The following is a 22,469-nucleotide window of genomic DNA, read 5'->3' as shown; positions in this document are numbered from 1 at the left end:
TCGCCCGAAAAAGGCGGTAAAGTTAACGCCGTTAAGATACGAGGATTTACGGGCATGTCAAGTCCGCAAGAAAAACAGGCCTATCACCACGGCGATCTCAAACGCAGCTTAATTGACGCGGGCTTGGACTTAGTCCGTGAAGTCGGTATTGAAGCGATCAGTCTGCGCCAGCTCGCTGAGCGCGTGGGCGTCTCCACGCCGGCTCTGTATCACCATTTTCGCAACAAAGAAGCCCTGCTCGGCCAGCTCGGCGAGGCCGCCATTGACGCCTTCGATGACGCCATAGCCACAGCCATGCTTCACCCTCAGGATGAAGATGCATTGAGTGCATTTGTGTTGGCTTATGTGCGATTTGCCCGAGATGAGCCCGCGCTTTACGAGCTGCTGTTTGGGCGTCGCATTTGGACCAGCCCGTCGGCCACGGATTTTCAGCGCAAAGCGCGACACAGTTTCCGTCTGCAAAGTGAGCGCTTATTGCACTTGCAGCAGCTTGGCATCCTGCCGGATCACGCCAATCCCTTACGATTAGCGCAGGTGGCTTGGGCGACGCTGCATGGACTCTGCTGCATGTACAACGATGGCCTGGCCTTTACGGCGGAGACCATCGAAGACATTGCCCGGCACGCGATTCAACTGTTGCGGCAGGCGGTGCTGGGCACCATCACTACTCGTCCACTTTAACGGAGAAGGTGACCTGGCCTTCCGCACCGGGCGCTAGGCTGCCCGTCAAATCCCAACGGATATTACCTACGGCGCCGACACTCGGCTTCGTGGTTACTGCACAAGCGGTGATGCCTGCAGGTAATGGCGCTTGGCAGGCCGCCACGATAAAGGTCGTGTAGGACGGCGTTACATCGCTAATGAAAACATTCCGCAAGGCTTCGGTGCTGACATTTCGGTACAGCAAGCTGTATATCAGCGTTTCACCCGGTTTAGCGGTGGGCTTATCAACGGCTTTGGTCAGCTGCAATCCCGAACCTTGATTGCCCGTCACGGTCACATCAGCGACTTGCGACGTGGTGGTCAGTGCGGAGCTCGCATTGCTGTAGGTGAACTGCGCATCAATTCGCGCTTCATTACGCAGGCCGTTAGGCGCACCTGGCGTCAGGCTTTCGCGCTGGATCAGACACACCTTGCCGCCCGCTGCAACTGAAATTGCCGCACCGTTGTAGGGCGTCGTTTCGCCGTTCTCTAAAACGCCGTCGCAGTCATCTAAGTAAAGGGTTTCGACCCAGCCCGTAAACGCAGGCGAAGCGGTAGCGGAACGGGTAAAGGTGACGGTTCCCGCACTGCCCGCAACAAAGCTATGTGGATAGAACAACACACCCGAGGCCCCCATCACACCCGCATTATTGGGTGTGAAGGAATTGCTGCGCACATCTGCAAAGTCGATGCCGCTGTAGCGCGTGCCTGGCACCAAATTGAATGTGGTGGTATCGGTACTGCGAACATAAGCGCCACCGGTGTTGCCGGCACTGCCGCCAATCGAAATAAAGGGCGACGGATTGCGCTCAATCACTTGAACCGACGTCAACGTCGAGGTTGACGGCACTACCACTGTCCAGCGGCCATCGCTGCCCGTTCGGGTGCTGGCACACAGCGGCAAGGACCCACTACCGCAGCTGCCATGACGCACTTCAATGGCAACGTCATTGAGGCCGGCCTCTTGGCCATCCAGAACGCCGTTATTGGCGGTGCCACCACTGCTGCCGTTATCGTCAAACACTCGGCCACTCAAGCGCGCGCCCTGAACCAAACCGAAATTGAGCTGGGCACTGTCGCCAGCAGCCAAGTCAATGGAGCGCAATCCAGGATCGTTTTCTGTGCCGACCCAACCGGCAGGATATGTCGCCGATACATCCGTTAGCGTGTTGTTCGTATCCAGCACCAAGCAATAGCTACCCTCGCTCACACCGGTAAATGCGTAAGCGCCAGTGCTTGGGTTAACGGTCGCGGCTTGCTGCGCCGTGCTGGCACAGGTGGCGCCGGTGCGTGTTAGCAACTTCACAAACAGCGGCAAGTTCGTGCCCGCTTCCGGCGCAGCCTGAACATGGTCAGCATTGATATCGTGGTAAACCGTGCCCGATAAGCCAAAGCCAGAAACCACGAGCGTCGCCGTGGCGCTAGCGCCCGTTCCGCCATTCGTTGAGGTGACAACGCTGGTGGTGTTGACATAGCTACCCACCGACGCCGCTGTGACCTCAACACTGACCGTACAACTGCCGCTCGGCTTAAGCGTGCCATTACTGAGGCTTAAGGTATTACCGGCTGCGACACCGCCCGTAACGGTCACACTGGACCCCGCGGTACAGGCCGTTTGCATATTACTCGGCGACGCATTCAGCAAGCCCGCAGGATAGGTGTCGCTAACGGCAACTCCCGTCAGCTCATCGGTCCCGCTGGTGTTACTGATCGTGATACGCAGCTGACTGGTGCGTCCGGCGCCAATTTCACTCGGTAAGAATGATTTACTGACATTGGCTGGCGCCACTACGCCCAAACTGGCCGATGCCGTATTACCTGCAGGTGTACCTGTGGCGCCAACAGCACCCGAAGTGTTGAGATAGTTGCCTGCGGCATTCACCGAGACACGTACCGACAGCGTACAACTGCCGCCGGCAGGCAGTGCACCATTGATTAAACGAATGCCGGTATCACCCGCCGCCAATGTGGTGCCATCACCATCTTGCACAGTACCTGAACAGGTATTGGAGGTCGTGAGCGGCGTAGCAACTCTCATCGCCCCCGGAAGGGTCGGGAATACATCGCTGAAATTAACCCCCGCCAACGCTGCAAACGGGTTGGGATTGGTCAATGTAAAGGTCAGCACGGAGGTATCGTTCAGCCCGATGGTGGCAGGGCTAAAGGCTTTAGCGATATCGGGTGGCAGCAACGCGACCACTAAATTCGCCGTGGCTGCCGAGGCACCGGTTGCCGTTACGCCATTGCCATTACCGCTGTAGTTAGCCGCCGGAATGGTATTGGTGTAAGTGCCAGACGTGGGTGTTACGGGCACAGTCACACCGACCACAATGGCACAACTGCCGTTGGCTGGCACACCACCGTTCAACAACCGCACACGGTCAGCACCGGCAGCCAGAGGGACACCCGCGGCGCCTTCCAAAGTGCCACCACAACTATTGCTCACCACATCGGCCACACGCATTTGCCCGGGGCTAGTCGGCAATACATCGGTGAGCTGCACGGCATCCAAAGGCAGCGCATTGGTGTTGGTGATCGTGATGGTGAGCTCGCTGCGTGCGCCCGGCGAGATGGTGGCCGGCGCAAAGCTTTTGCTTGCCACGGGGCGGGACAGAATCGTCAGCACCGCTTGTGCCGGCTCGGTGTTATTACCTGCGTTTGTTTTCAAGCCGTCAGCAGGAATCACGTTGGTATACACACCCGCCGAACCGGTGATGTTAGCCGTTACCGTACAGGTGTTAGCACCCAGCAACCCAAGCACCGGCGCTGGAATGGTGCCGCCACGAAGCGTTACCGACGCGCCACTGGCTGCTTTAGTACCCGCGCAGGTTCCACCGGGGGTAGACGCTACCAAACCTGTTGGCAGGTTATCGTCAAGGCTAACGTTGGTTGCAGTTGCGGGGTTGGGATTGAGCAAGGTAATGGTTAAAGCGGATGTACCGCCTTCAACGATGGTGCTGGCATTGAACACTTTCGAGACACTGGGCTGACCCACCGACAAGGTGTCTTCAGCCTTCACTTCATTGCTACCACCGTTGGTTGAAGTCACTCCCCCAACCGGAATGGTATTAGTGTATGCGCCCGAATTCGCAGCACGGGCATTCACTGTGATTTGGCAACTACCCGACGCGGGAATAACCCCACCCACCAGTCGCACACTACCACTACCGCCGGTCGCGGTTAACGTGCCGCCGCAGTTATTCGTCGCCCCTGGTAATGGCCCGATGACCAATCCTGACGGGAAGGTATCAGTGAAGCTAACGCCCGTGATGGCTGTAGGCACGGCATTGTTTAAGGTAATGGTCAGCACCGAATCCACATTGCGCCCAACCGGGTTAGGCGCGAATGACTTCTGCACTTCCAAGGCACTGACATTTAACGTTGCACTGGCAGGAGCAGTGCTATTTCCCTGAGCCGTACTGAGACCGCCCGCTGGAATCGTATTCAGGTAGCTGCCCGAGTTACTGGCAGTCACGGCCACGGTGATACGGCAAATCCCGGAGGATGCCACCGTGCCATTAGACAAGCTCACTGTAGTGGCGTTTGCTGCCGCACTGACACTACCTGCACAACTGTTGCTGACCGCCGGTGTCGCCGCCACTCTCACGCCCGAAGGTAAGTTGTCAGTTAGATTCACCGAGGTGAGCGGCGTCGCTTGGGGGTTTGTAATATCAATCGTTAGGGTGGCCACTTGGCCCGGCAAAATGGTCGCCGGAGAAAAGGACTTACTCACTTGTGGCGCTCTGACCACCGTCAGTGTTGCTGAGCCAGCGGTGGTATTGGCCCCAGCCTCCTGGCTAGTGACCGAGCCAGCGGCCAACGTATTGGTATAGCTTCCACTGCTCGCTGCGGTGACATTGAATGCCACGGCGCAGGTACCACCACCCGCGAGCACACCGCCCGTTAACTTGACCGTAATATCCCCCGCATTGCCGGTCACAGTGCCAGAGCAGGTGTTGGTCACGTTGGGCGTGGGCGAAACCACCAGGCCAGACGGCAGGGTGTCATTAAACGCTAACTGCGTGAGGGTGCTGGCGTTATCGTTATTCAGGGTGATGGTTGCCCGCGAAGAGCCACCCTCGGCGATAGAGGTCGGACTAAATGCCTTACTCACCCGTGGCGACTGCAGGCCAGAGTTCGTGGCCGTGACACTTTGGGGCTGGATAGGACCGTTGCCATCCGCATCAATGGTTGCCGTATTGGTGATTTGTGGGGACGCGCTGGATACCGTGACTTGGAACTGCACAACGGCAGATGCCCCCGTGTTAATCACGCCAGCGGACGCGCCCGGACTATTAATCAGGCCGCCCGCGACATAGGGCATGGTTCCCGCCACATCAGCTACCGCCCCGCCGTTTAAGCGCGTACTGCCGGCCACATACGTCGTGTTTGCCGGGATCAAATCGCGCAACGTGGTGCCTGCACTGGCGACTGCGCCAGTATTCGGCACCGAGATGGTGTAGGTCAGCACCGCGCCTGGCGCCACCGCACCTTGAGGGCTAACCGTTTTGGTGGGCTCCAAGCGAACGGCGCGGGAGGTAATGCTATTAGAAAACGTGCTACCGGTCTGACGTGGACGACCACCACAGGGAATGTAGTCGTAATCCCAGCGAGCCGTATTCACATACGTTGCTGGCGCTGGCGATGCCGGCAAGGTGTTAACACGCGCCTGAAAGCGAACCGTGGTCGTAGCACCAGCCGCCACACTGCCAACTGGCACACCCGTCAGCGGACTGGCTGTGGGCTGAGCAATGCCATTCACAAACACCGAGCCGGAAACAAAGCTGGTGCCTGCTGGTGGTGTGTCAAAAAACGTGGTGGTATCCGAAGCCGCATCACCAGTATTTTGGATACTAACCGTGTAGGTCAGCACATCGCCCACAAACGTGACTGCTTTGTCTACTGACTTGGCACTGATCACATTAAAGCGTGGGGCGGCCAGATCAATCGCTAGGCCAAGGCTGGAAATGGTGAACGCATCACCATTGGTGGTGCCTTGAGCAAAGGCGGAGGTCTGGCTAAATTGCATCTGCGCAGAAGCATCCACACTGGTGATATCCCAGCCCTGACGACCACCCGCAATGGCAGTACCGGCCGCCGCATCATGATTGCGCGAACCCAACGTGCCGGAAGTATCGAGCGCACCAGAGTCGCCATTAATCTGACCAGCGAAAAAGTTATTAATGGGGTTGTTCGGACCGCTCAGGCGATTTGCTGTGCCCAGCGTGGCGGTTGGTCCGAAGCGAAAAGAGTCGCCGGTAATGTTGCTGTCGCCTTCAATCGCGCTGACATAGGCGCGGGCGCGCAAGGCGCCTTGAGTTGGCGTACAGAAGCCACTCACCGATGCCGGCGCTGCGCCATCACGCTCAGAACCAACAAATAAACTCAAATTACGCGCGGGCTGCGCACTATTCCCATAAATGACCGCCAGCGTCCAACCGGCTGTGTGGTTATTCGCGTCATTGCCATAAGACGCCGGGACGCCTTTGACCTTGTAGCGCCCAGATCCACCCAACTGAACCAAGCCGGTGACATTGGCACTACGCACATAGCGAGAGTTGTTTTCTTGCGCGGTCGCTCCCTCGGGTGAAACCGAATAGCTTCCACTAGGGGTACTAAAAGTGACTGGCGTAGCACGCTCGGTGGTCACATTCGATCCACCGGAGTTGAAGTCTCCCCCCCAGATCAGTTCCGCATAAAGGATATTGCTGCCCGACGGGAGATTCAGCGTTGCTTCGGAAGCGTTACTTTGCCAAAGCGTATTACTGGCTGCGTTAGCGCCGATCGTGGGCGCAGGATAAGTCCCCCAGGCCGCACTGCCCTCGCTGTTAATGAACGCGCCGATACTGCCGCTGGTGCCTTGCTGCGTAAAACTAGATCCGTTTCGCGAGAGGCCCAGAGCATTGCCCGTAAACACGATGCCGCCATTGGCATTTTGCGAGTAACGGCTCACATAGGCGGCTTGAGTGACCGATGCAATACCCGCACAAAGCAACCAGGCGCTTGCCCGAACGACCCGCCACGTCATCGCGGCGCGCATTTATTGCACATCCTGCTGCTGACGCTGCAGTCGTATGCCTGGGATATCACCACGCAACCTCAACTCCACGCGACGGTTCTCCGCCGCCTGCAATGACGTGGGGGCGCGCTTACCTTGGGCCTGTGTGAGCAAACGCTTCGGCGAAATACCCGCTGCCATAAAGAACTCTCTCACCGCCAAGACACGACGGGCCGACAGCTTCTCATTCAGCCCATCCATACCCTGCATATCCGTATGACCAATGAGGTCTACTGCCAAGTCTGGCTGCGAACGCAACAATTCGATCCACGCCATCAGCAACTCTTGTGAACGCAAGCTCAAGACATCGCTGGCGAAGGCAAAGTGAACGCGATCGGCGTAGACCTTAACGGTAGGCTCTGGCGCAGGGGCCGGAAGCGGCACACAGACCGGGCTATCTTGCACGATCACTGGCACAGGCTCTGCGACTGTCGTGGACGCTTCAGCGGGGGCGGCAACAATCTCAGGCACTATCACCGGCTCGGGTTTTGGCTTACAGGCCTCATCGTCGAAGTCAACTTTAGCCCGCTTAAGAAGACGCTCGGCCATAGCGACCCGAGGAACAGCATGACGCCAACCCAGCTCATCGTAATCATGGCCTGCGCCCGCCAGCATGACTTCCAAGCGCGCTGTATTGGCTTCGGCACAAGCAAAGGCACTCGCAGCCTTTAGCTCCGCCACGGCCCGCCACATATCCTCGCGCAAGGGCTTGGACGGCTTAGGCTCAACACGCGTCAGGTCCGCTGGTTTATCGGACTCCATGAGCACCAGTAAGCGCTCTACCTCTGCAAGCACAGCGCGCACATAGTCACTGCGATCATTCATGCGATATTCCGCATTGGCTAAATCCCACCACGCTTGCGCTTTCGCCAAGGCGTAGGAATTGATTGCCACGCCGCGCTCGCTGTTCAGCAGCGACATGCGCTGCTGCAGGTTTGCAAAGGCCTTTTCGTCGCGCGCCATGACCGAGCTCACCACACGCTCAGACGGCAATGACAAGCCAGCGGCGCTGCCGCCCACTTCGCCATCTGCCCAAAGAGCCAAGGGCATGCTCGCCAAAATGAGCAAGGAAAGTCGTTTCAGGCTCATGGTGCTACCCCGTGTGCAGACGCTTTATCGAATGCTGTTTCATCAAATTTGAGACGCAGACGCACATAAGCGCCTTGGTCCAGATATTCGCCGCCAGCCAAATCCTGCTCGCTAAAGCCGAACAGATTGTAGCCGCCAGATAACCAGAAATTGGCCTTCACTAAGTAACCCGCCTCAGCGCCCAGACCATACTCTTGCCCCGCGCCCTGTACCGCCAAGGTGCTGGCCATCAGGCCCAAATCCCAACGCTCAGTAACATCCCACAAGGCGCGGCCAGACAGTAAGCCAGAGCGTGTGCTGGTGCTGATATCCGCCAGACGATCACGGCCCAACTTACCGGCCAGGCGACCACTGAAGGTCCACGCGCGTAAGGGCTGCCAATTCGCTGACAAGCTAACGATGTCCGCTACACGGTCGATCGGCAGCGCAACACTGGTACTGTCTTGTTCGTACAAGCGCTCGTAGCGTGCCAAGCCATTCCAGCGATTGGTGTCGGTGTCGCGGTAGGCTACGCCGATCTGTCCGCGGGCGAGCGTTCTTTCGCTGCCATCGTTATTTTGCGTCAGGTTGTAGATAGTACGGCCCAACAGCGTCCAATCACGCTCGAGCTTCACGGCCACAGCCAGCGAGGTCAGCCACGAGTTGCTGTCCGTGCCATCACGCCATTCCACACGGGCATTACCCTTCCAATACTCGCTGGCGCTGTAGTCCAACTGCGAGGTTAAGGCGATGCTTTCACCTGCGCCGGTGCCCGAGAAGACATGCACACGTTCGGCGCTACCGCCCACGCGAATGCCCTGCGCGATATCCCAGTTTTGACGCACACCAATAGCCGCTTCGGCGTCACGCTGTGCAAGCGCATCACGGATACGGTATTCACTAAACAGACGGCCTTGCTTGAGGTAATCCGTTTCAAAACCCACCACCGTGGCATTGCGCTGCTGTTGATCGCTGAGCGCGTACTGGCCCTGTAAGGTCGAAATCAATTCGTGTCGGAAGTAAGCACGGCCACGATTTTGGAAACTGTAGTCGCCACCTAATGCGGCAACGCGCTGAGCGCTCTCATTCACATCCTGTTCGAGTTCGGCATAAATTTTTGCCGCACCTATCCAGGGTAATTCTTGGTTAATCCGAGCGCGGATGGTGTTGATGTCGGGCGTATTTTCCGTGCCCTGGCCTGACTGCGTGACATGGCGTACGCCCAGTTCGAGCTCGGTGGTGTTGCCCACGCGCTGAATTACATTCAGCAGGCCGCCAGCGCGGGAGGTATTTGCAGTGACATCGTTGCTGTAAAGCAATTCACTGGCCAAAGCCGTATCGCTGGTGAGCTTCACTTTGGCATTCACACGGATTTCTTGGCGACCTTTGGTGACGCCACCCGTGGGATTATCAAAGCTTTCGTCGGCATCCAAAGCACGAACCTGTAAGGCCACCTTGCCGGTGTCATGCCGTACTTCAATACGTGACGCCATGCCCGTGCCCAGCAGTAACGAATCCGACTGCGCCATCTCAAAAATAGCGCGCGTATTTTCACCGACCTTATAGCTGGCATTTGCACCGACCAGTTGATACGGCGCCAAGGGGTTTTCATCCCTGGCCATCATGGCGCCAACACTGAAGTTAGGGGTGAGTTGGTACTGCGCATCCGCGCCATAGACCCAGAACTTATCGCCGCCTTGTTCAACTTCATAGGTGACGCGAATAAAGCGGGGATTCAGCTCTTGATCGACACTGGCGACCGGCGACTTAAACAACAGGCGGCCGCTAAACGACTCCACTTCGTAGTCGACAAAGCGCTGCACCGTTTGTGTGGAAAGCACTAACGCGGGTTGATTGCGATCCCGCGTGACGATTTCTACGCGCTCACTATTAATAAAGATGCCGCGCTTGCTCAGGCTAAAGGGGCCAGAGGTGCCGTTAGCGCGGAACTCATCCACGACTTGCTTTGTGCTGTCATTTGCCACGAACACATTCGTTTTTAATGCGCCAACATCTCGGTGCAACTTCAAACCGGTCAATCCACGGCTGTACTGCGTCAGCTCGCGGCCATCACTTTCCGGTGCTGTGCTGAAGTCGCCATAAAGTAAGAATGACTTACGGTGGTCCACACGGATATAGAAGCGGCCTGTCGATTGCGCGTCGTAGCCCCGTACAGATGCATCGCCATAGACCGGATAGAACTCATCGGGGCGGATATCGCGGAACAGGCGATCGCGCACCGCCTTGTCGGAGTCATAGGACAGCGTGAGCAGATACTCGCCTTTCACACGGCCCTTCAAGAACATGGCTGCTCTCGCGCCACCGCGCTCAGACGACAAGAGCTTGAGCTCTCGCTCAAAGCTGTCACGCTCACGCACAGGCAGGACACTGCCGCGATTTAGGTTATTAATCCGCAGCGTCCCTTCCAGCAAACCCACGGCCAACATGGGGCGCAGCTCAGGCAAGAACGTTTGCGAAATACGCGAAACCAACACGCCGGAACTAATCGCGACCGGCACATCACCCGGCTCTTGTGGCGACTGCAACTTAAAGACGGCTTCGCCACCGGCCATAAAGACCTGTGTGCCGGGCTCGTCTGGGTTGAGGTCCTTCTCTAACCACTCGCCTGCAGCGGCTTCCAAGGTCAGTGGCGTACGCACTGTCACGGGAACACCGGCAGCGTCGCGCAACTGGACCCGTATTTCTGCAGTGCTACGGCCATCCGCCACGACATCACTCGGTGCAACAAACGCCTTCAAAATCGCGAGGTTTGCTGGAGCTACTACCGTGACCTGACGACGGCCACGCTCATTACTAAATCCATCTTTGGCGATCAGGGTCAGTGTGTTTTTGCCCGGCTTTAAGTTAATGCCCAGCAGCTCCCAAGCCATGAGGGCGCGGGCGCTGTCTTCCACTTTGCGGGCCAAGTGGCGAGACGGCAGAACGTCGTCATTCACCAAAATTTGCAGCTGAGAATTCAACGGGGCCTTCACCAGCAAGTCGATCTGATCAATTGGCAGGGTATCGCCATCATTCAATCCGACGAATGCCAGACTGTTATCCAGCGCTTTTAATTGCTCTTCTAAGGTGGCTGCGGGCGCTGTGGCGAGCGAACGATTCGAGCTTTTAACGGTCGTCAGAGCAGCCGGATCATTACTCGGCTTAGCCGCTGCCTGCTGCCAGAACTTGGAAAAATCTGCTTTGTTATCGCCAATTACGCCGGTGGCGGGCAAGGTTTTGAGATTGTCCGCTGTTGCCACCGTCACATTGGTTTCTAAACGCGTGCCTAAGCGTTGTTCAGTCTCGGCTTTAAACACCTCACCTAAACGACGACGCTCCTGCACCTGCTGTAAGACTTCAGGCGAGCAACTGCCTTCAGCGAAATCAGCGCGATGCAACTCGCCCTTCTTTAAGTCAACAAATCGGCTATTGCCATCACCGGCATGGCGATTCGAAGTCGCTACCAGGATGGCACCTTGTGGCAACGTCGTTGCATCCGCCTTAAGCACATGGGTTTGCGGTGTCAGCCCATAGAAGCTGTATTTGCCTTCGCTATCCGAGATAACAAAGCTGCCATCTTCTAAGTAGAAGCGCACACCGGGAATGCCGATCTCTTCTTTGCCCTGAACACCATTGCCATCGCAATCAACAAAAATCTTGCCCAGCACAAAACCGTCATCGGCAAAAACACCACCAACGACCGTAATTTTTTGGCTTGCGGTGTTGGAGCGGAAGCCCTGACTACTCGTACCAAATACCCTGTTAATGCCGTTCCCGCGCTGCGCGCCCGCACCCACCCGCACGCGATAGACCACGGTAGCAATCGCATTCGGCGCGAGCGATTGAGGCACATCAAAAGTAAGGCGATTGCGACTGCTGGTGGTGGTCATAGGTACCGGCTTCGAGCCATCTTCCGGCACAAAGCGCGCGCTACCGGGCACGTACACAAAACCGAAAGGCAGGTCATCCTCCAGTTTCAAGCCAAGCATCTCAATGCTGCTGACATTGCGAAGCGCTAACTTGTAGTCCACCACATCGCCTACGCTGGCCTCACTGCGGTTAGCCGTTTTCTCAACGAAAAGATTGTTGCTTTCATTAGGTGATGGTGCGCCATTGGGGTCGAGCGGGATGTGGTTGTCGACCACATCAGGCGAACTACTCACGTTGATATTGAAGCGGAAATAGTAGGTTGTATCCGTACCCGTCTGAGGGGCTTTTCCGCCATTCAATGGGTTTCTATTCACTGAGTAAGGTGACGCACCGGTGGGTGGCGTTAAACAGTTGGCTGCGTTACCACAGGGGTCATTTGCCGAGGTAGCACTAGCGGGAATGAGCAGAGACGGCGCTGCCTTATAACCCGTGGCAGCATCAACCTGAAGCGTATACACGCCAGAGGGTGCGCCTGCCAGTAAGAGGAACTGGTAGTAGCCATCATCACCCGTACTTTGGCTGACATTATTATTTCCGCCAATTAAGTGTTGGCTGGGCACAAAACCGGGCGGCCCTTGAAGCGTCACGGTCGCGCCTTTCACGGGTTGGCGTGTCACTGAGTCGTATACAACGCCTGAGGGGTCTAATGGCAAGCTTTGATTGGCAAAGTTATCGCCCGCTTTGAGCGGCTCCAGATAACGCAGAGTGCCATCGGAGTTATCGGCATTCGATCCGCCCTGATCCACCGGCCGGCCCAAAATAGCCGAGCCTGTCACTGGCTCACGGAAGCGCAGCTGATAACCCGTACCGGGCCGAATGCCCTCGATGACATAACGACCATTGTCATCGGTCTGGGTCATGGCGACTACACGGCCGTCGCGCAGCAATTCAACCGTGTAGCCAACGAGTGATTTTTCATTTTGGCGGATGCGGTCATGGTTAGTATCCAACCAAGCCTCGCCACTGAGCGTTGCCGAGGGAAATACATCGACCACATCCTGACCGGTGTTATTGCCCTGCTCAGGCGCTGCTTCGCCTCCACCCGACACGGTCGCCACGTTAACTTGTTGCGCATTCTGAGCCGCACTGGTTGGGCGAACACCAATGACTAAAGGCTCCGCAGCCTGACCGCCGCCAATGGTGGGGGCATAGTTACAGGTCACCGTGATGCCGCCATCCGGACGCATGGCACCGGTACATTGCCACGCCGTTTCCTTGGTCTCCGCTGGCACCCACATCAACGCAGCGGGCAGCTCGTCCACTACTCGCACGGGCTCCGTCGTCGGCTGCTGGCCCACGTTGGCGACATTAATTTGGTATCGACCCACCACACCAACAAAAAAGCTGTCACCGCGATGCTGCTTGCTCACCGTGAGATCAATGGCATCGCCGCCGGCGCGCTGCACCTCATAGGTCACGATGTTATTGCCCAGCTGATTGATCTGCGTGGGCATACCATCACTGCCGATCTGCGTGAAGCTAACGGCTAGACCATTTTCAGTTGTGCTAGTTCCGGTTGCCGCCGTGGCATCTACGGTGACGCGGAAGGTAAAAATGCCCTGACTGCCTGCGGGCAGTGAGCGCAACTTAAAAGAGAGCTTTTTCGCAGCGCCCTGATCCACAACAGCATAATCAACTGTCGTGCTGGGCTCGCTATTTTCCTCATCCGTAAGCGTTTGATTACTTTGCGATTGCCAACGTGCAGAGTTAGCAACGTAACGAAAGCCCGAGCTGTTATAACGCCCGGTGCTTGCGCCAATGATGTCTACAATTTCAACATCACGCGCTTCGCGCTGACCTAAGTTATCGTAAGTCACGGTGACGGTAATTTCTTCGCCTGTTCCCGCCGCACCTAAGCTACGCGACAAGGCCTTAGTGACACGCAAGACCGCTGCCGTGCCGTTATCAATGGCCTGCGCCACATCCACATTCGTTTGCGCTGCTGCTGGCTGGCTCGTAGCCGTTGCACGTGCCGTGATTTGCAGGGTAAAGCGGGCATCCGTCTCGGCGTCGGTTGGCATCCCGGCCACCATCACCACATACGCCACCTCGCCCGGCTGCAGCACGCGCGTTTGCGAGATAGGCGCTGAACCTAAGTCCGGTTTACCGTTTTGATCCTCATCGGGATAGATCAATACATTGCCCAGCTGCGCAGACTGCGCGCTGAGGAGAAATTGGTCCGGGCCATTGCCGGTATTTTTAATCGTATGCTGGAAAACAATTTGATCGCCCTTAGCGATCCGGCGGAACTGATTATTGGTATTGAGCTGAAATGCTGATACCTGAGTGACCACCGACACAACGCTATTCGATAACGCGCTGAACTCTTCACCGGCGTCATTGAGATAGGTTGCTTGTGCTTGGTTTGAAATCGTTTGCCCTACCGACGGCTGCGACCAAGCTGGCATCATGACGACGCCCAGGCTCAGCAACAGCAGTAAGTAGAGCTTACGAATCATGTCAAAAAACCTTATGGCTGACAGAACAATGCCCGGACACAACGAGGTCATCCGGGCATTGCATTTACCGCAGCAACTGATTACTCAGCGACTTTGACTCGGAAGGTCAGAACAACTGTCTGGCCTGGCTCCAGATTCACGGCATCCGTACGGATGGCGTTACCAGAGACCACGGCAGTGCATCCAGTGACGCTACAACCCGGAGTGCCATTGAGGCTGGTGAAAGCAGGCACCGTATCGGCAACACGCACACCTGTGGCCGTAGTGGAGCCATTATTCTTGGCCGTTACGGTGTAAATGATGCACTCACCTGGCTTGATCTGTGAGGCATCTGAAACATCAACGGTACCGTCACAGTTGCTGTCCTTTGCGGCCTTCTTTTCGAGCTGAACAAAACCCGACACAACATTCGTTGTATCCACAGCGGTATCGGTTGCTGTGCCCGCAGTTGCGGTCAATGTTGTGACGTTAGACGAACCTGCAGCTACGTTCGAAGGCACCGAGACACGAACGAATACCTTAACGCTATCGCCAACAGTGCCCGCTTTCGTCAAGGCCAGTGGCGCAGTGAGCAAGGCATCGTTTTCATCAAAGACGCCATTACCGTTCGAGTCGTAATACATGACCGAGGCAAATACACCGTTGCTATCTGCCTTTGTCACGGTGACGTTCTCAGCGACGTTACCCAAGTTCTGCAAGGTGTGGGTGTACACCACAACGCCACCAGGGAAGGCTTGCTGAACATTGTCAGGGTTCAACGCGATTTTGTGCGTTTCACCAACAACCACGTCGTCACGCTTGATATCGGTCGCACCGGTCAGCTGCGAAACTACGCGGAAGTAGATCTTGGTAGTCGCAGGAGCGGCCGAGGCGGATACAGTCACTTGAGCACAGAACTTAGCTGAAGCGCCCGCATTGATATTGCCCGTGTCGCTAACCTGCGCACCCAGCGTGGTACACGCCGCACCAGATGCAGTTGCATCCTGGAAGAAAGCCACCGTGTAACCTGGCGCGTTAAATGCCGTGTATGGCGCAGAGAACTGATTCACTGCCGACAAGGCATAGGTATCAGCTACGCCGTTATCTGCTGCAGATGGATTGGTAACTACTAACGAGAACTTAACAACGCTACCGGGCGTTACCGTTTTCGTTGTAATGGCCGAGTCTGTACCAGCACCCACACCCAGCCCACCGGCCTGAGTGGTACCTGCACTATTGTCAGCGCCGTTAGTCAGGTCGACCGTTGCTCTCTTAATTGTCGTCAACTCATTCAGCACAGTGTCTGACTTTGTTGGATCAATCACAGAAGTTGCCGTTAATGTAGCTGTGTAGGGGCCATTACCAGGCGCTGGCGAAAAGTCCTTAGGCAGCTGCGCTTTCACGACCACGTTGTAAGGCACTGTGGTGCTTGGCGAAACATCACCGGTGTCAGGCGCACCATCGCCATTGGTATCCAGCAATGGCGTGAACCCATCGGACTTATAGAGCTGGAAGCTCGTACCAGCCGGGAAAGTGCCCGGAGCAATTTTAATGTTGAACTGATCAACACCATTACCCGTGTTGTAGATGAAATCGGTGAACGTAACCGTGCCGCCTTGGTTAGCAGAGGCTACAAGCACCTTATCGTCGCCGCCGTTACCCGTGCTGGCATTGCCCACGTCATAGGCAACGACTGATGCTGCCTGATTGACCTGGAAAGCCACTGTGTTGGTATTCGTAGTAGGCGCACAGTTCGAATCATTAAAGCAGTACTTAGCGGTGTTGTTGATTACACCCGCTGGTGTTGCCGCTTTAACAGTGACCGTGAATTGCAACGTACCGCTGCCACCCGCTGGAACACTAGCGACTTGAGCACTAATGGTCTGGCCGGTAACGCTGTACGTGACGCCCGCAGAGTTAGTTTCTGCATCAGCGGCATCAGTGAGCGCGGTGTTCGTGTTTGAACGCCCAGTACCCGCCTTGTAAGTCAGGTTGCTATCGAGCACATCGGAAAGCTTCACCGAAGTCGCTGGTGCGTTACCAATATTCTGATAGGTCAGGGTGTAGATGTATTCATCGCCCGCCACACCAGATGTCTTACTAATCGACTTGGTGACCTCAATGACAGCACCCGTGACAACGTTCACCGTGTCGGTGTTGGTCACTGTTTTGGTGTTGTCGCCCTGACTGGTTGCTGTCAGCGTGACCGAGTCAGTCTGGTTGGTGGTCGTTTGCGTTTGAACAATTAACGCAACCTGCTCGCCCGCCGCCAGATTGATCGACGCAATTTCTTGATCGCCGACATCCACAACGCCATTGGCATTGTTATCGCGGAAAACTTTAGGTGCTGCCAGGTTTGTTACGCCAGGAGTGCCATCAGCCTTGGTGAGCGCAAATACATCTGCACCATTGCCGGTGTTGGTCAGCGTATGCGGGAAATAGACAAACTGACCTTGAGCCGCCGACTTGGACTGCGTCGCAGTCAGCGTAAGGCTATAAACCTGCTGAACTGTCGAGGTCACCAAGTTGGACGTTGCCGTAAATTCATTACCAGCCGCGTCGGTATAACTGGCCGACGCTTGGTTACCGATGACGGTATTGGCTGCTGGTGCCGCAGCATACGCCGCAGGCAGGAAAGCACAGGCAAAAACACCTGCGACTAACCGTTTCTTCCACTGAGTGGCATTCATGGTGTAGCTCCAATATTTAAACTAATGCGTGTCCTTAGTTAGCGTTAACGCGCGCCCGCAAAACCACATCCCGCGAGGCGCCCGCCGCCAACGCGCCCAGCGACCAACGCAGGGCACGATACTCACTCAGCGGTACATTCACGGTTCTCAACTGTCCATCCGCTGCTCGAACCTGTCGAGTCAGCGGCACCGGATAAAACAGGCGACCATCACTGCTAGCTTGCACAGGCAATGGTTTCGCCGAATTCAAATCTATCGTCATGCCCGAAGGAACAGGCAAAACAGCCTGAACACCACGCAGCTCTTTGGCGCTGGTGTTTTTGTAGTTAGCACGGTACTCAATAATGTCCGCAGGCTTGATGGCTTTCGCCGCGTCGCGTCGCTCTTCCGACCTACCTTGCAGCACGACGGTAGTGATTTTTTCAGACTTAAGCTCAATCGCCAGCGGCCCTGCAGCCCACAACGAGGTCGACACAAGCAGAAACACAAACGCTATTAATCGTGTCAGTAAAAACATATTCACTACCCATTATTTTAACGTGGCCATTCTAGCTGCAACTTTATATTTACAGTCAAGGTACTCTGTTATTAAATTGTTAACAGCAGTAATAAGTTAGCGATGTTTTTTGTCATTATTTTGACGCATTTACACGTGTTTTGTTACAGACCTTGCAGTCAAGTAATTCCTGTAAAGCGCCGCACAAAGGGCTTTTCTCTTGCTACACTCTCGCTCCGTTTGCTGGCGCAGATCGTCTTTGCGCCGACGCAATGGGCCTCTAGCTCATGCTTGGTTAGAGCAGCGGACTCATAATCCGTTGGTGCCGGGTTCGACTCCCGGGGGGCCTACCAATCCCTTTTTCTGCGTTGAACCTGCCCCGTGACGACTAGTTATCTGCCTTTACACCCAGAGCACAACACGCTCTTTAATGAGCTGCATGCAAGGCCCTTCCCTGTGCTCAGCCAGGGAACTCGTGTTTCGCAACTGGCGCTGTTGCACGAAGGGCAGACACGCGAAGCAGAAGTACAGCATCTCACCCAGCTGTGCTTGCACTTAGGCTTTCCACCCCCAGCCAACTCACAGGCTTGTCAGCATTTACATTTTGGTCAGCTGGAATTGCGCTGGGAACGTCACACCGAGTTTTCAACCTATACCGTCATTCACGCCGAAGCTGCCGCCGCGCCATTTTTGGTTCCCGCGCTTTCCTTGCTGCCTAGCGCATGGCTAGCGCAGCTGCCGGGCAAAATCATTAGCGGCGTGCACATTGAAATTCATGCCTTACCGACACGCGCCCCTGATGCCGACAGCGTGCGTAAACACTTCGATGGCCATCGGCTTATTAGTTCGTGGGTGATCGATCGCAAAGCACGGCTGTGGACCGCTTTCCGCCTCCATAACGACAGCATGGGGCGCATACTGATCCAAAATGGCAGCCTAAATCCCTGCCAGCTTGGGCGCTTAGTGCGTCGCTTATTGGAGCTAGAAACCTATCGCATGATGCTGTTGTTGGCGTTCCCGTTGGCGCGCCAAATGGCGCCTGCGCTCACCTCCATGGACGAGCAGCTTGCCACCATTACCGCTGAAATTAATGCGATTCGGGACTTAGGGGATGAACGCCTCCTGCTCTCAGCACTCTCCACGCTGGCAGCCGAGATTGAGCACCTGCGCTCCCAAACCAATTTTCGCTTTTCCGCCGCACGCGCCTACTACGAGTTAATTCAAAATCGTTTAGCGGGTTTACGTGAGCAGGAAGAGTCTGGCCTGCAAACCTTTAGTGAGTTTTTACCCCGCCGCCTGACACCGGCTTTCCGCACCTGCGAAGCCACTGTGAGCCAGCTCGACGACCTCGCGCGACGCATCGATCGGGCTAGTGAACTGCTGCGCACGCGCATTGACCTCACCCTAGAGGCTCAAAATCAGGAACTGCTTCACGCCATGAACCAGCGCAGTCAAATCCAACTCAAACTGCAACAAGCAGTCGAGGGGCTGTCGGTCGTGGCTATTAGCTATTACTTAGTCGGCCTGGTGAAATATGCCGCTGAGTCTCTACATGAGATGCAACTCCTGGCGCATCCTGCATTGATTACTGGGCTCTCAGTCCCTGTCTGTGTCGCGCTGGTGTGGCGAGGTATGCGCCAGTTAAGACGCGGCCTAGGCCAGTGACCGCTTAGTCTAAATTTGCTACCGTGCCGTCCTCACTTCTCGAGGACGCGCACCGTGACCGCCATTAGCTTTGAAGATTGCCTCCGCCAACGCCGCTCTGTCCGTGGCTATTTACCCACCCCCATCCCCGAAGCCACGCTAAATGCGGTTTTCGAACTGGCGCAATGGGCACCGTCCAACTGCAATGTTCAGCCGTGGCAGGTCTACGTCGCTTCTGGCGCAACACGCGATAAATTACGACAAGGCTTCTTGGACGGCGTGGCCAGTGGTCGCGCCATGACCCCAGATATTGGCTTCATGCCGTCATTAACCGGCACACATCGTGACCGCCAAGTGGAATGCGCGCAGGCACTCTATGGCGCAATGGGCATTGAGCGCGGCGACAGAATGGGTCGTATGCAAGCCACCCTGCGCAATTTCGAACTTTTTGATGCGCCACACGTTTGCTTTATTGGCATGGATAAGTCGTTTGGCATTCCCATGGCGCTGGATGTGGGCATGTACGCGCAAACGCTGATGCTGGCCATGACCGCGCATGGCATTAGCTCCTGCGCGCAGGGCTCCATGGGCTATTACCCCACGGATGTGCGCGAAGCCTTCGGCATCAGCGAAGACATCGCCATCCTGTTCGGCATTTCGTTTGGGTATGAAGATCCCGCCATTGCTGCTAACAACGCACGCACAGTACGTGCGCCGTTAGCAGAAAACGTTCAGTTCAAGGACTAGGCAGCGCGAAAGGAATCGGCAGCGGACTGGCGGGCTTGGGCGCAGGGCGGAGAATCGCCTTCGCCGTTGGCTCCTTCACCACATTTCCCGCCAGTTTAATGCCCTGCTGAGAAGCCAAGGTACTTTCCCAGGTTTGCAGATAGCGCTCAGCGGCATTAAACACATCCTGCATGTCCGTGGCCGTGCCTTCCTGGCGCAGCTCTTCAACGAAATCGCTGAGCATGCCGTAGTGCGCGCTGCCATCCACATCCAGCGACCATGTTTTACCAATACCCGCCGCATTTCGTTCAGACGGTTGATTAAAAACCACCGGCTTAAATTGAGCGGCGTTTTTAAATTCGGGGATAGAGCTGAATGGCTCGCCGGTAAAGAGCGTGAAGGGGTATTTCACGCGCTTAGTTTCCGGCACATTACTGCGCGGCCCGGCTTGGGCAGACAGGCCATTGGTGTCGGTTCCGAAACCAAAACCAAAGAACGGCCGTGGTTCGGGCAGCGATTCCCACAGCGCCTTCACTTCGCGCTTATCAGCGAGCAGGCTGGGCGCATTACCCAAACTGGGGTAGATAAAACCGTTATTTTTTAGGATACGGCGCGCTTGGTCTTTGCTGGTGCCGCCAAATGTGCCGTGGGTGGACACAAATGGATAAGCCGGCGTTTGCGCTTCTGCAAGTTCCAGCGCCTGAGTCTTCATTTCCAGCTCGAGGTGATCAATATCAAAGATCATCCCCGCCTTCATGATTTCCTTGTAGGTCAGCAAGCCCATGGGGGTCATCCAACGCGCATTACATTGCTTCTTGGCGGGGTAGCACAAGAAAAGCCCGCCGGGGCGGCCGCCCTGCCCCAAGAAGGGACAAATTTCACCGGGAAGCGGCAACCCTAAAGTGTTTAGGCTGGTCATGGTCGCACCACCTGAGCTACCCCAGAGGTAGTCGAAGCCATTAACGCCTTCTTCCGGACAGTCATAGGTTGTCCAGAACTCACCCGTGGGTCGCTCTGCGGATTGCAGATAGCCCAGTGGAGAGATCTGTGAGGGCGAGCCCGAGCTTAATGCATTGGTGATTGTTGTGAGATCACCAGAGGGGATGCCGCCGCTATTTTCACGATTACCTAAGTTGAGAATCGTTCCATCAAAAATACCGTTACCACCGAAGGCGTTATCGAATTCATGAATGGTGATGATCTGCCGCACGCCCAAACCTAATAAGCGCCCCAATTGCTGCTTCATAGAGGCTTCGGTACAGGTATAGGAGTTTTCCGTGAGGCCCGAACCGGTCTCCTGCCAAGGCTCTTGCTGACGCAGCGGGTTGTATTTGACCTTGCAATCCAGCACGTTGGAAATCTCAATACCAATCACCAGCGCCAGCTTGCCATCAGCAATAACCTGACGAGCATCTGCAGGGGACAAAACAATGCGGAACCAACCTTTGCCGCGACCGCCGTACTGGGCATCAATGTAATCCTGCATGGCATAGAGCGTACCGACTTGGCGAGCGGCGCTATTCATTTCATTGCAGTCGAGCAAGGGATTTTTGGTGACGTTACGCTGCAGTTCGCACAGTGTTTCATTCTCAACCAAATCATTGACCATCACGCGCAAGCCGCCCATCCACGCACGCTCTAACCATTTCCAGTAGATCGCTTCATGGGTCAAGCTGCCACGTGACGGCCAATCCGAGAAAGTCGGAAAGCCATCGGTAAGGTGACCATCAAGGTCATTCACAAATAGGCTGCCAATCAGATCGAGCATGCCGTTCTCGCCATGATCGCCCTTGCAATCGGCCAGCGCGTGCGTCACGCCAAAGCGGTGGAAAGGGTCGCCATATTGCGCGTTACCCAAGAAGTTGGTTGAGCTCAAATGCACATGGGCATCGACCATGCCCAACACACGGCCATCCGTTGTCGTTCCCTTGAACGTCTCACCTACCGCGTTGTTCTGCGCTTCAGGAAATGTAGCGCAGCTTTCGGCAGAAACAGTAAGCAAACGGAACTGCTGTGGCAGAGCTGACGTGGCCGCACCTTGGCTCAAAGCACCATCGCTCGTGGTTTGAACGCGCTGGCCGGTTGCGGCGGCGGTGAGCGTGTAGATCTTTCCTGACAAGAGCGGGTCTACAAACGACCGATAGGCCGTAATTTCAGCCTCAGTGGGTTCGCGATTTGTGACCGGCGGCTTGACATAATTGGTGGTGTCGCCCAGTACGTTAACCGTGATGATATTTGCGTTTGTGGCTGCGGATAATGGGTTACTGGTTATCGGCGTATTCGCTGTGAGCAGGTTGCCTGACTTCGTAAACAGCAGGTAGTCACCGAGCGCCGTGGGCTTGAAGTAGAAAGCTTCCGCCCCGGAGATAGCCGAGGCCGACGCAGTAAACCCAGCGCCTGAAGCCGCAACAAAGCGCGAATTACTCAACGACTGCAAGACGACGCAACGGTTATTGAACTCGTAGCGGGTGCGTGACTCCGTACTGTCTTCAACAGGGCCAGGGGGCGGGGGCGGCGGGGGCGGATCACCGCCGCCCGGACCCACAATGACATCAGAGCTCGAAGAGCATGCAGAGAGCGTAAAGATAAGGCTTAGTAAAGTTGCTCGAAGCGCAAGATGGCGGGGCATAACGACCTCTTATTTTTATTATTTGCTGATTTGACAGCTCTTGTTGTCGGTAGCTTAGCGCAGCCCCTCGTTATCGGCCAGAAATTAA

9 protein-coding genes and 1 tRNA gene are annotated in these 22,469 nt (G+C 56.0%); 4 read left to right on the top strand and 6 right to left on the bottom strand.

Annotated elements, in window-relative coordinates; all coding sequences use genetic code 11:
• Positions 1 to 54: 54 nt before the first annotated feature.
• Positions 55 to 681, top strand: a complete 627-nt coding sequence (locus A8710_RS02910) for a TetR/AcrR family transcriptional regulator (RefSeq protein WP_068857962.1) — start codon at positions 55 to 57, stop codon at positions 679 to 681.
• On the opposite strand, the gene A8710_RS02905 is transcribed toward A8710_RS02910, so the two are convergent.
• The 5 genes from A8710_RS02905 to A8710_RS02885 form a co-directional block, all read right to left on the bottom strand.
• Entirely contained in the window at positions 665 to 6,742 is a 6,078-nt protein-coding gene (locus tag A8710_RS02905; protein ID WP_068857961.1) for a DUF7933 domain-containing protein, read from the bottom strand. The two genes, A8710_RS02910 and A8710_RS02905, sit on opposite strands and share 17 nt — an antisense overlap.
• Positions 6,743 to 7,849, bottom strand: coding sequence for an OmpA family protein (locus A8710_RS02900; protein ID WP_068857960.1), 1,107 nt, complete (start codon positions 7,847 to 7,849; stop codon positions 6,743 to 6,745).
• The gene (locus tag A8710_RS02895) at positions 7,846 to 14,217 is read right to left on the bottom strand and encodes an SdrD B-like domain-containing protein (protein ID WP_198341599.1); all 6,372 of its coding nucleotides are present in this window, start codon (positions 14,215 to 14,217) and stop codon (positions 7,846 to 7,848) included. Before A8710_RS02895 ends, A8710_RS02900 begins: the two co-directional genes overlap by 4 nt.
• Positions 14,218 to 14,297: 80 nt before the next feature.
• Positions 14,298 to 16,886: a DUF7619 domain-containing protein gene (locus A8710_RS02890; RefSeq protein WP_068857958.1), complete on the bottom strand. Its 2,589-nt coding sequence runs from the start codon at positions 16,884 to 16,886 to the stop codon at positions 14,298 to 14,300.
• A 34-nt stretch (positions 16,887 to 16,920) separates the two neighbouring features.
• Positions 16,921 to 17,403, bottom strand: a complete 483-nt coding sequence (locus tag A8710_RS02885; RefSeq protein ID WP_068857957.1) for a hypothetical protein — start codon at positions 17,401 to 17,403, stop codon at positions 16,921 to 16,923.
• A gap of 253 nt (positions 17,404 to 17,656) precedes the next feature.
• Between A8710_RS02885 and A8710_RS02880 the strand changes: the two genes are divergently transcribed.
• The 3 genes from A8710_RS02880 (at position 17,657) to A8710_RS02870 (ending at position 19,773) form a co-directional block, all read left to right on the top strand.
• Positions 17,657 to 17,735, top strand: a tRNA-Ile gene (locus tag A8710_RS02880).
• A 28-nt stretch (positions 17,736 to 17,763) separates the two neighbouring features.
• On the top strand, positions 17,764 to 19,047 hold the full coding sequence (locus A8710_RS02875) for a DUF3422 family protein (protein WP_068857956.1): 1,284 nt from the start codon (positions 17,764 to 17,766) through the stop codon (positions 19,045 to 19,047).
• A gap of 54 nt (positions 19,048 to 19,101) precedes the next feature.
• A complete protein-coding gene (locus tag A8710_RS02870; RefSeq protein ID WP_068857955.1) occupies positions 19,102 to 19,773 on the top strand; it encodes a nitroreductase in 672 nt (223 codons plus the stop codon).
• Here the strand turns inward: A8710_RS02870 and A8710_RS02865 are convergent.
• The gene (locus A8710_RS02865; protein ID WP_157686253.1) at positions 19,763 to 22,381 is read right to left on the bottom strand and encodes a hypothetical protein; all 2,619 of its coding nucleotides are present in this window, start codon (positions 22,379 to 22,381) and stop codon (positions 19,763 to 19,765) included. The genes A8710_RS02870 and A8710_RS02865 overlap by 11 nt on opposite strands.
• Between the last annotated feature and the right edge of the window lie 88 nt (positions 22,382 to 22,469).

The sequence above is a fragment of the Perlucidibaca aquatica genome (assembly GCF_001676655.1).
Taxonomy (GTDB): Bacteria; Pseudomonadota; Gammaproteobacteria; order Pseudomonadales; family Moraxellaceae; genus Perlucidibaca; species Perlucidibaca aquatica.
Note: the sequence above shows the minus strand (reverse complement) of the source record. Positions and strands in the feature narration are given on the sequence as shown.

Bases quoted from the DNA above. Each gene is read 5' to 3' on its own strand.
- A8710_RS02890 (WP_068857958.1), bottom strand. From the start codon at position 16,886: ATGAATGCCACTCAGTGGAAGAAACGGTTAGTCGCAGGTGTTTTTGCC.
- A8710_RS02905 (WP_068857961.1), bottom strand. From the start codon at position 6,742: ATGCGCGCCGCGATGACGTGGCGGGTCGTTCGGGCAAGCGCCTGGTTG.
- A8710_RS02895 (WP_198341599.1), bottom strand. From the start codon at position 14,217: ATGATTCGTAAGCTCTACTTACTGCTGTTGCTGAGCCTGGGCGTCGTC.
- A8710_RS02885 (WP_068857957.1), bottom strand. From the start codon at position 17,403: ATGTTTTTACTGACACGATTAATAGCGTTTGTGTTTCTGCTTGTGTCG.
- A8710_RS02865 (WP_157686253.1), bottom strand. From the start codon at position 22,381: ATGCCCCGCCATCTTGCGCTTCGAGCAACTTTACTAAGCCTTATCTTT.
- A8710_RS02910 (WP_068857962.1), top strand. From the start codon at position 55: ATGTCAAGTCCGCAAGAAAAACAGGCCTATCACCACGGCGATCTCAAA.
- A8710_RS02900 (WP_068857960.1), bottom strand. From the start codon at position 7,849: ATGAGCCTGAAACGACTTTCCTTGCTCATTTTGGCGAGCATGCCCTTG.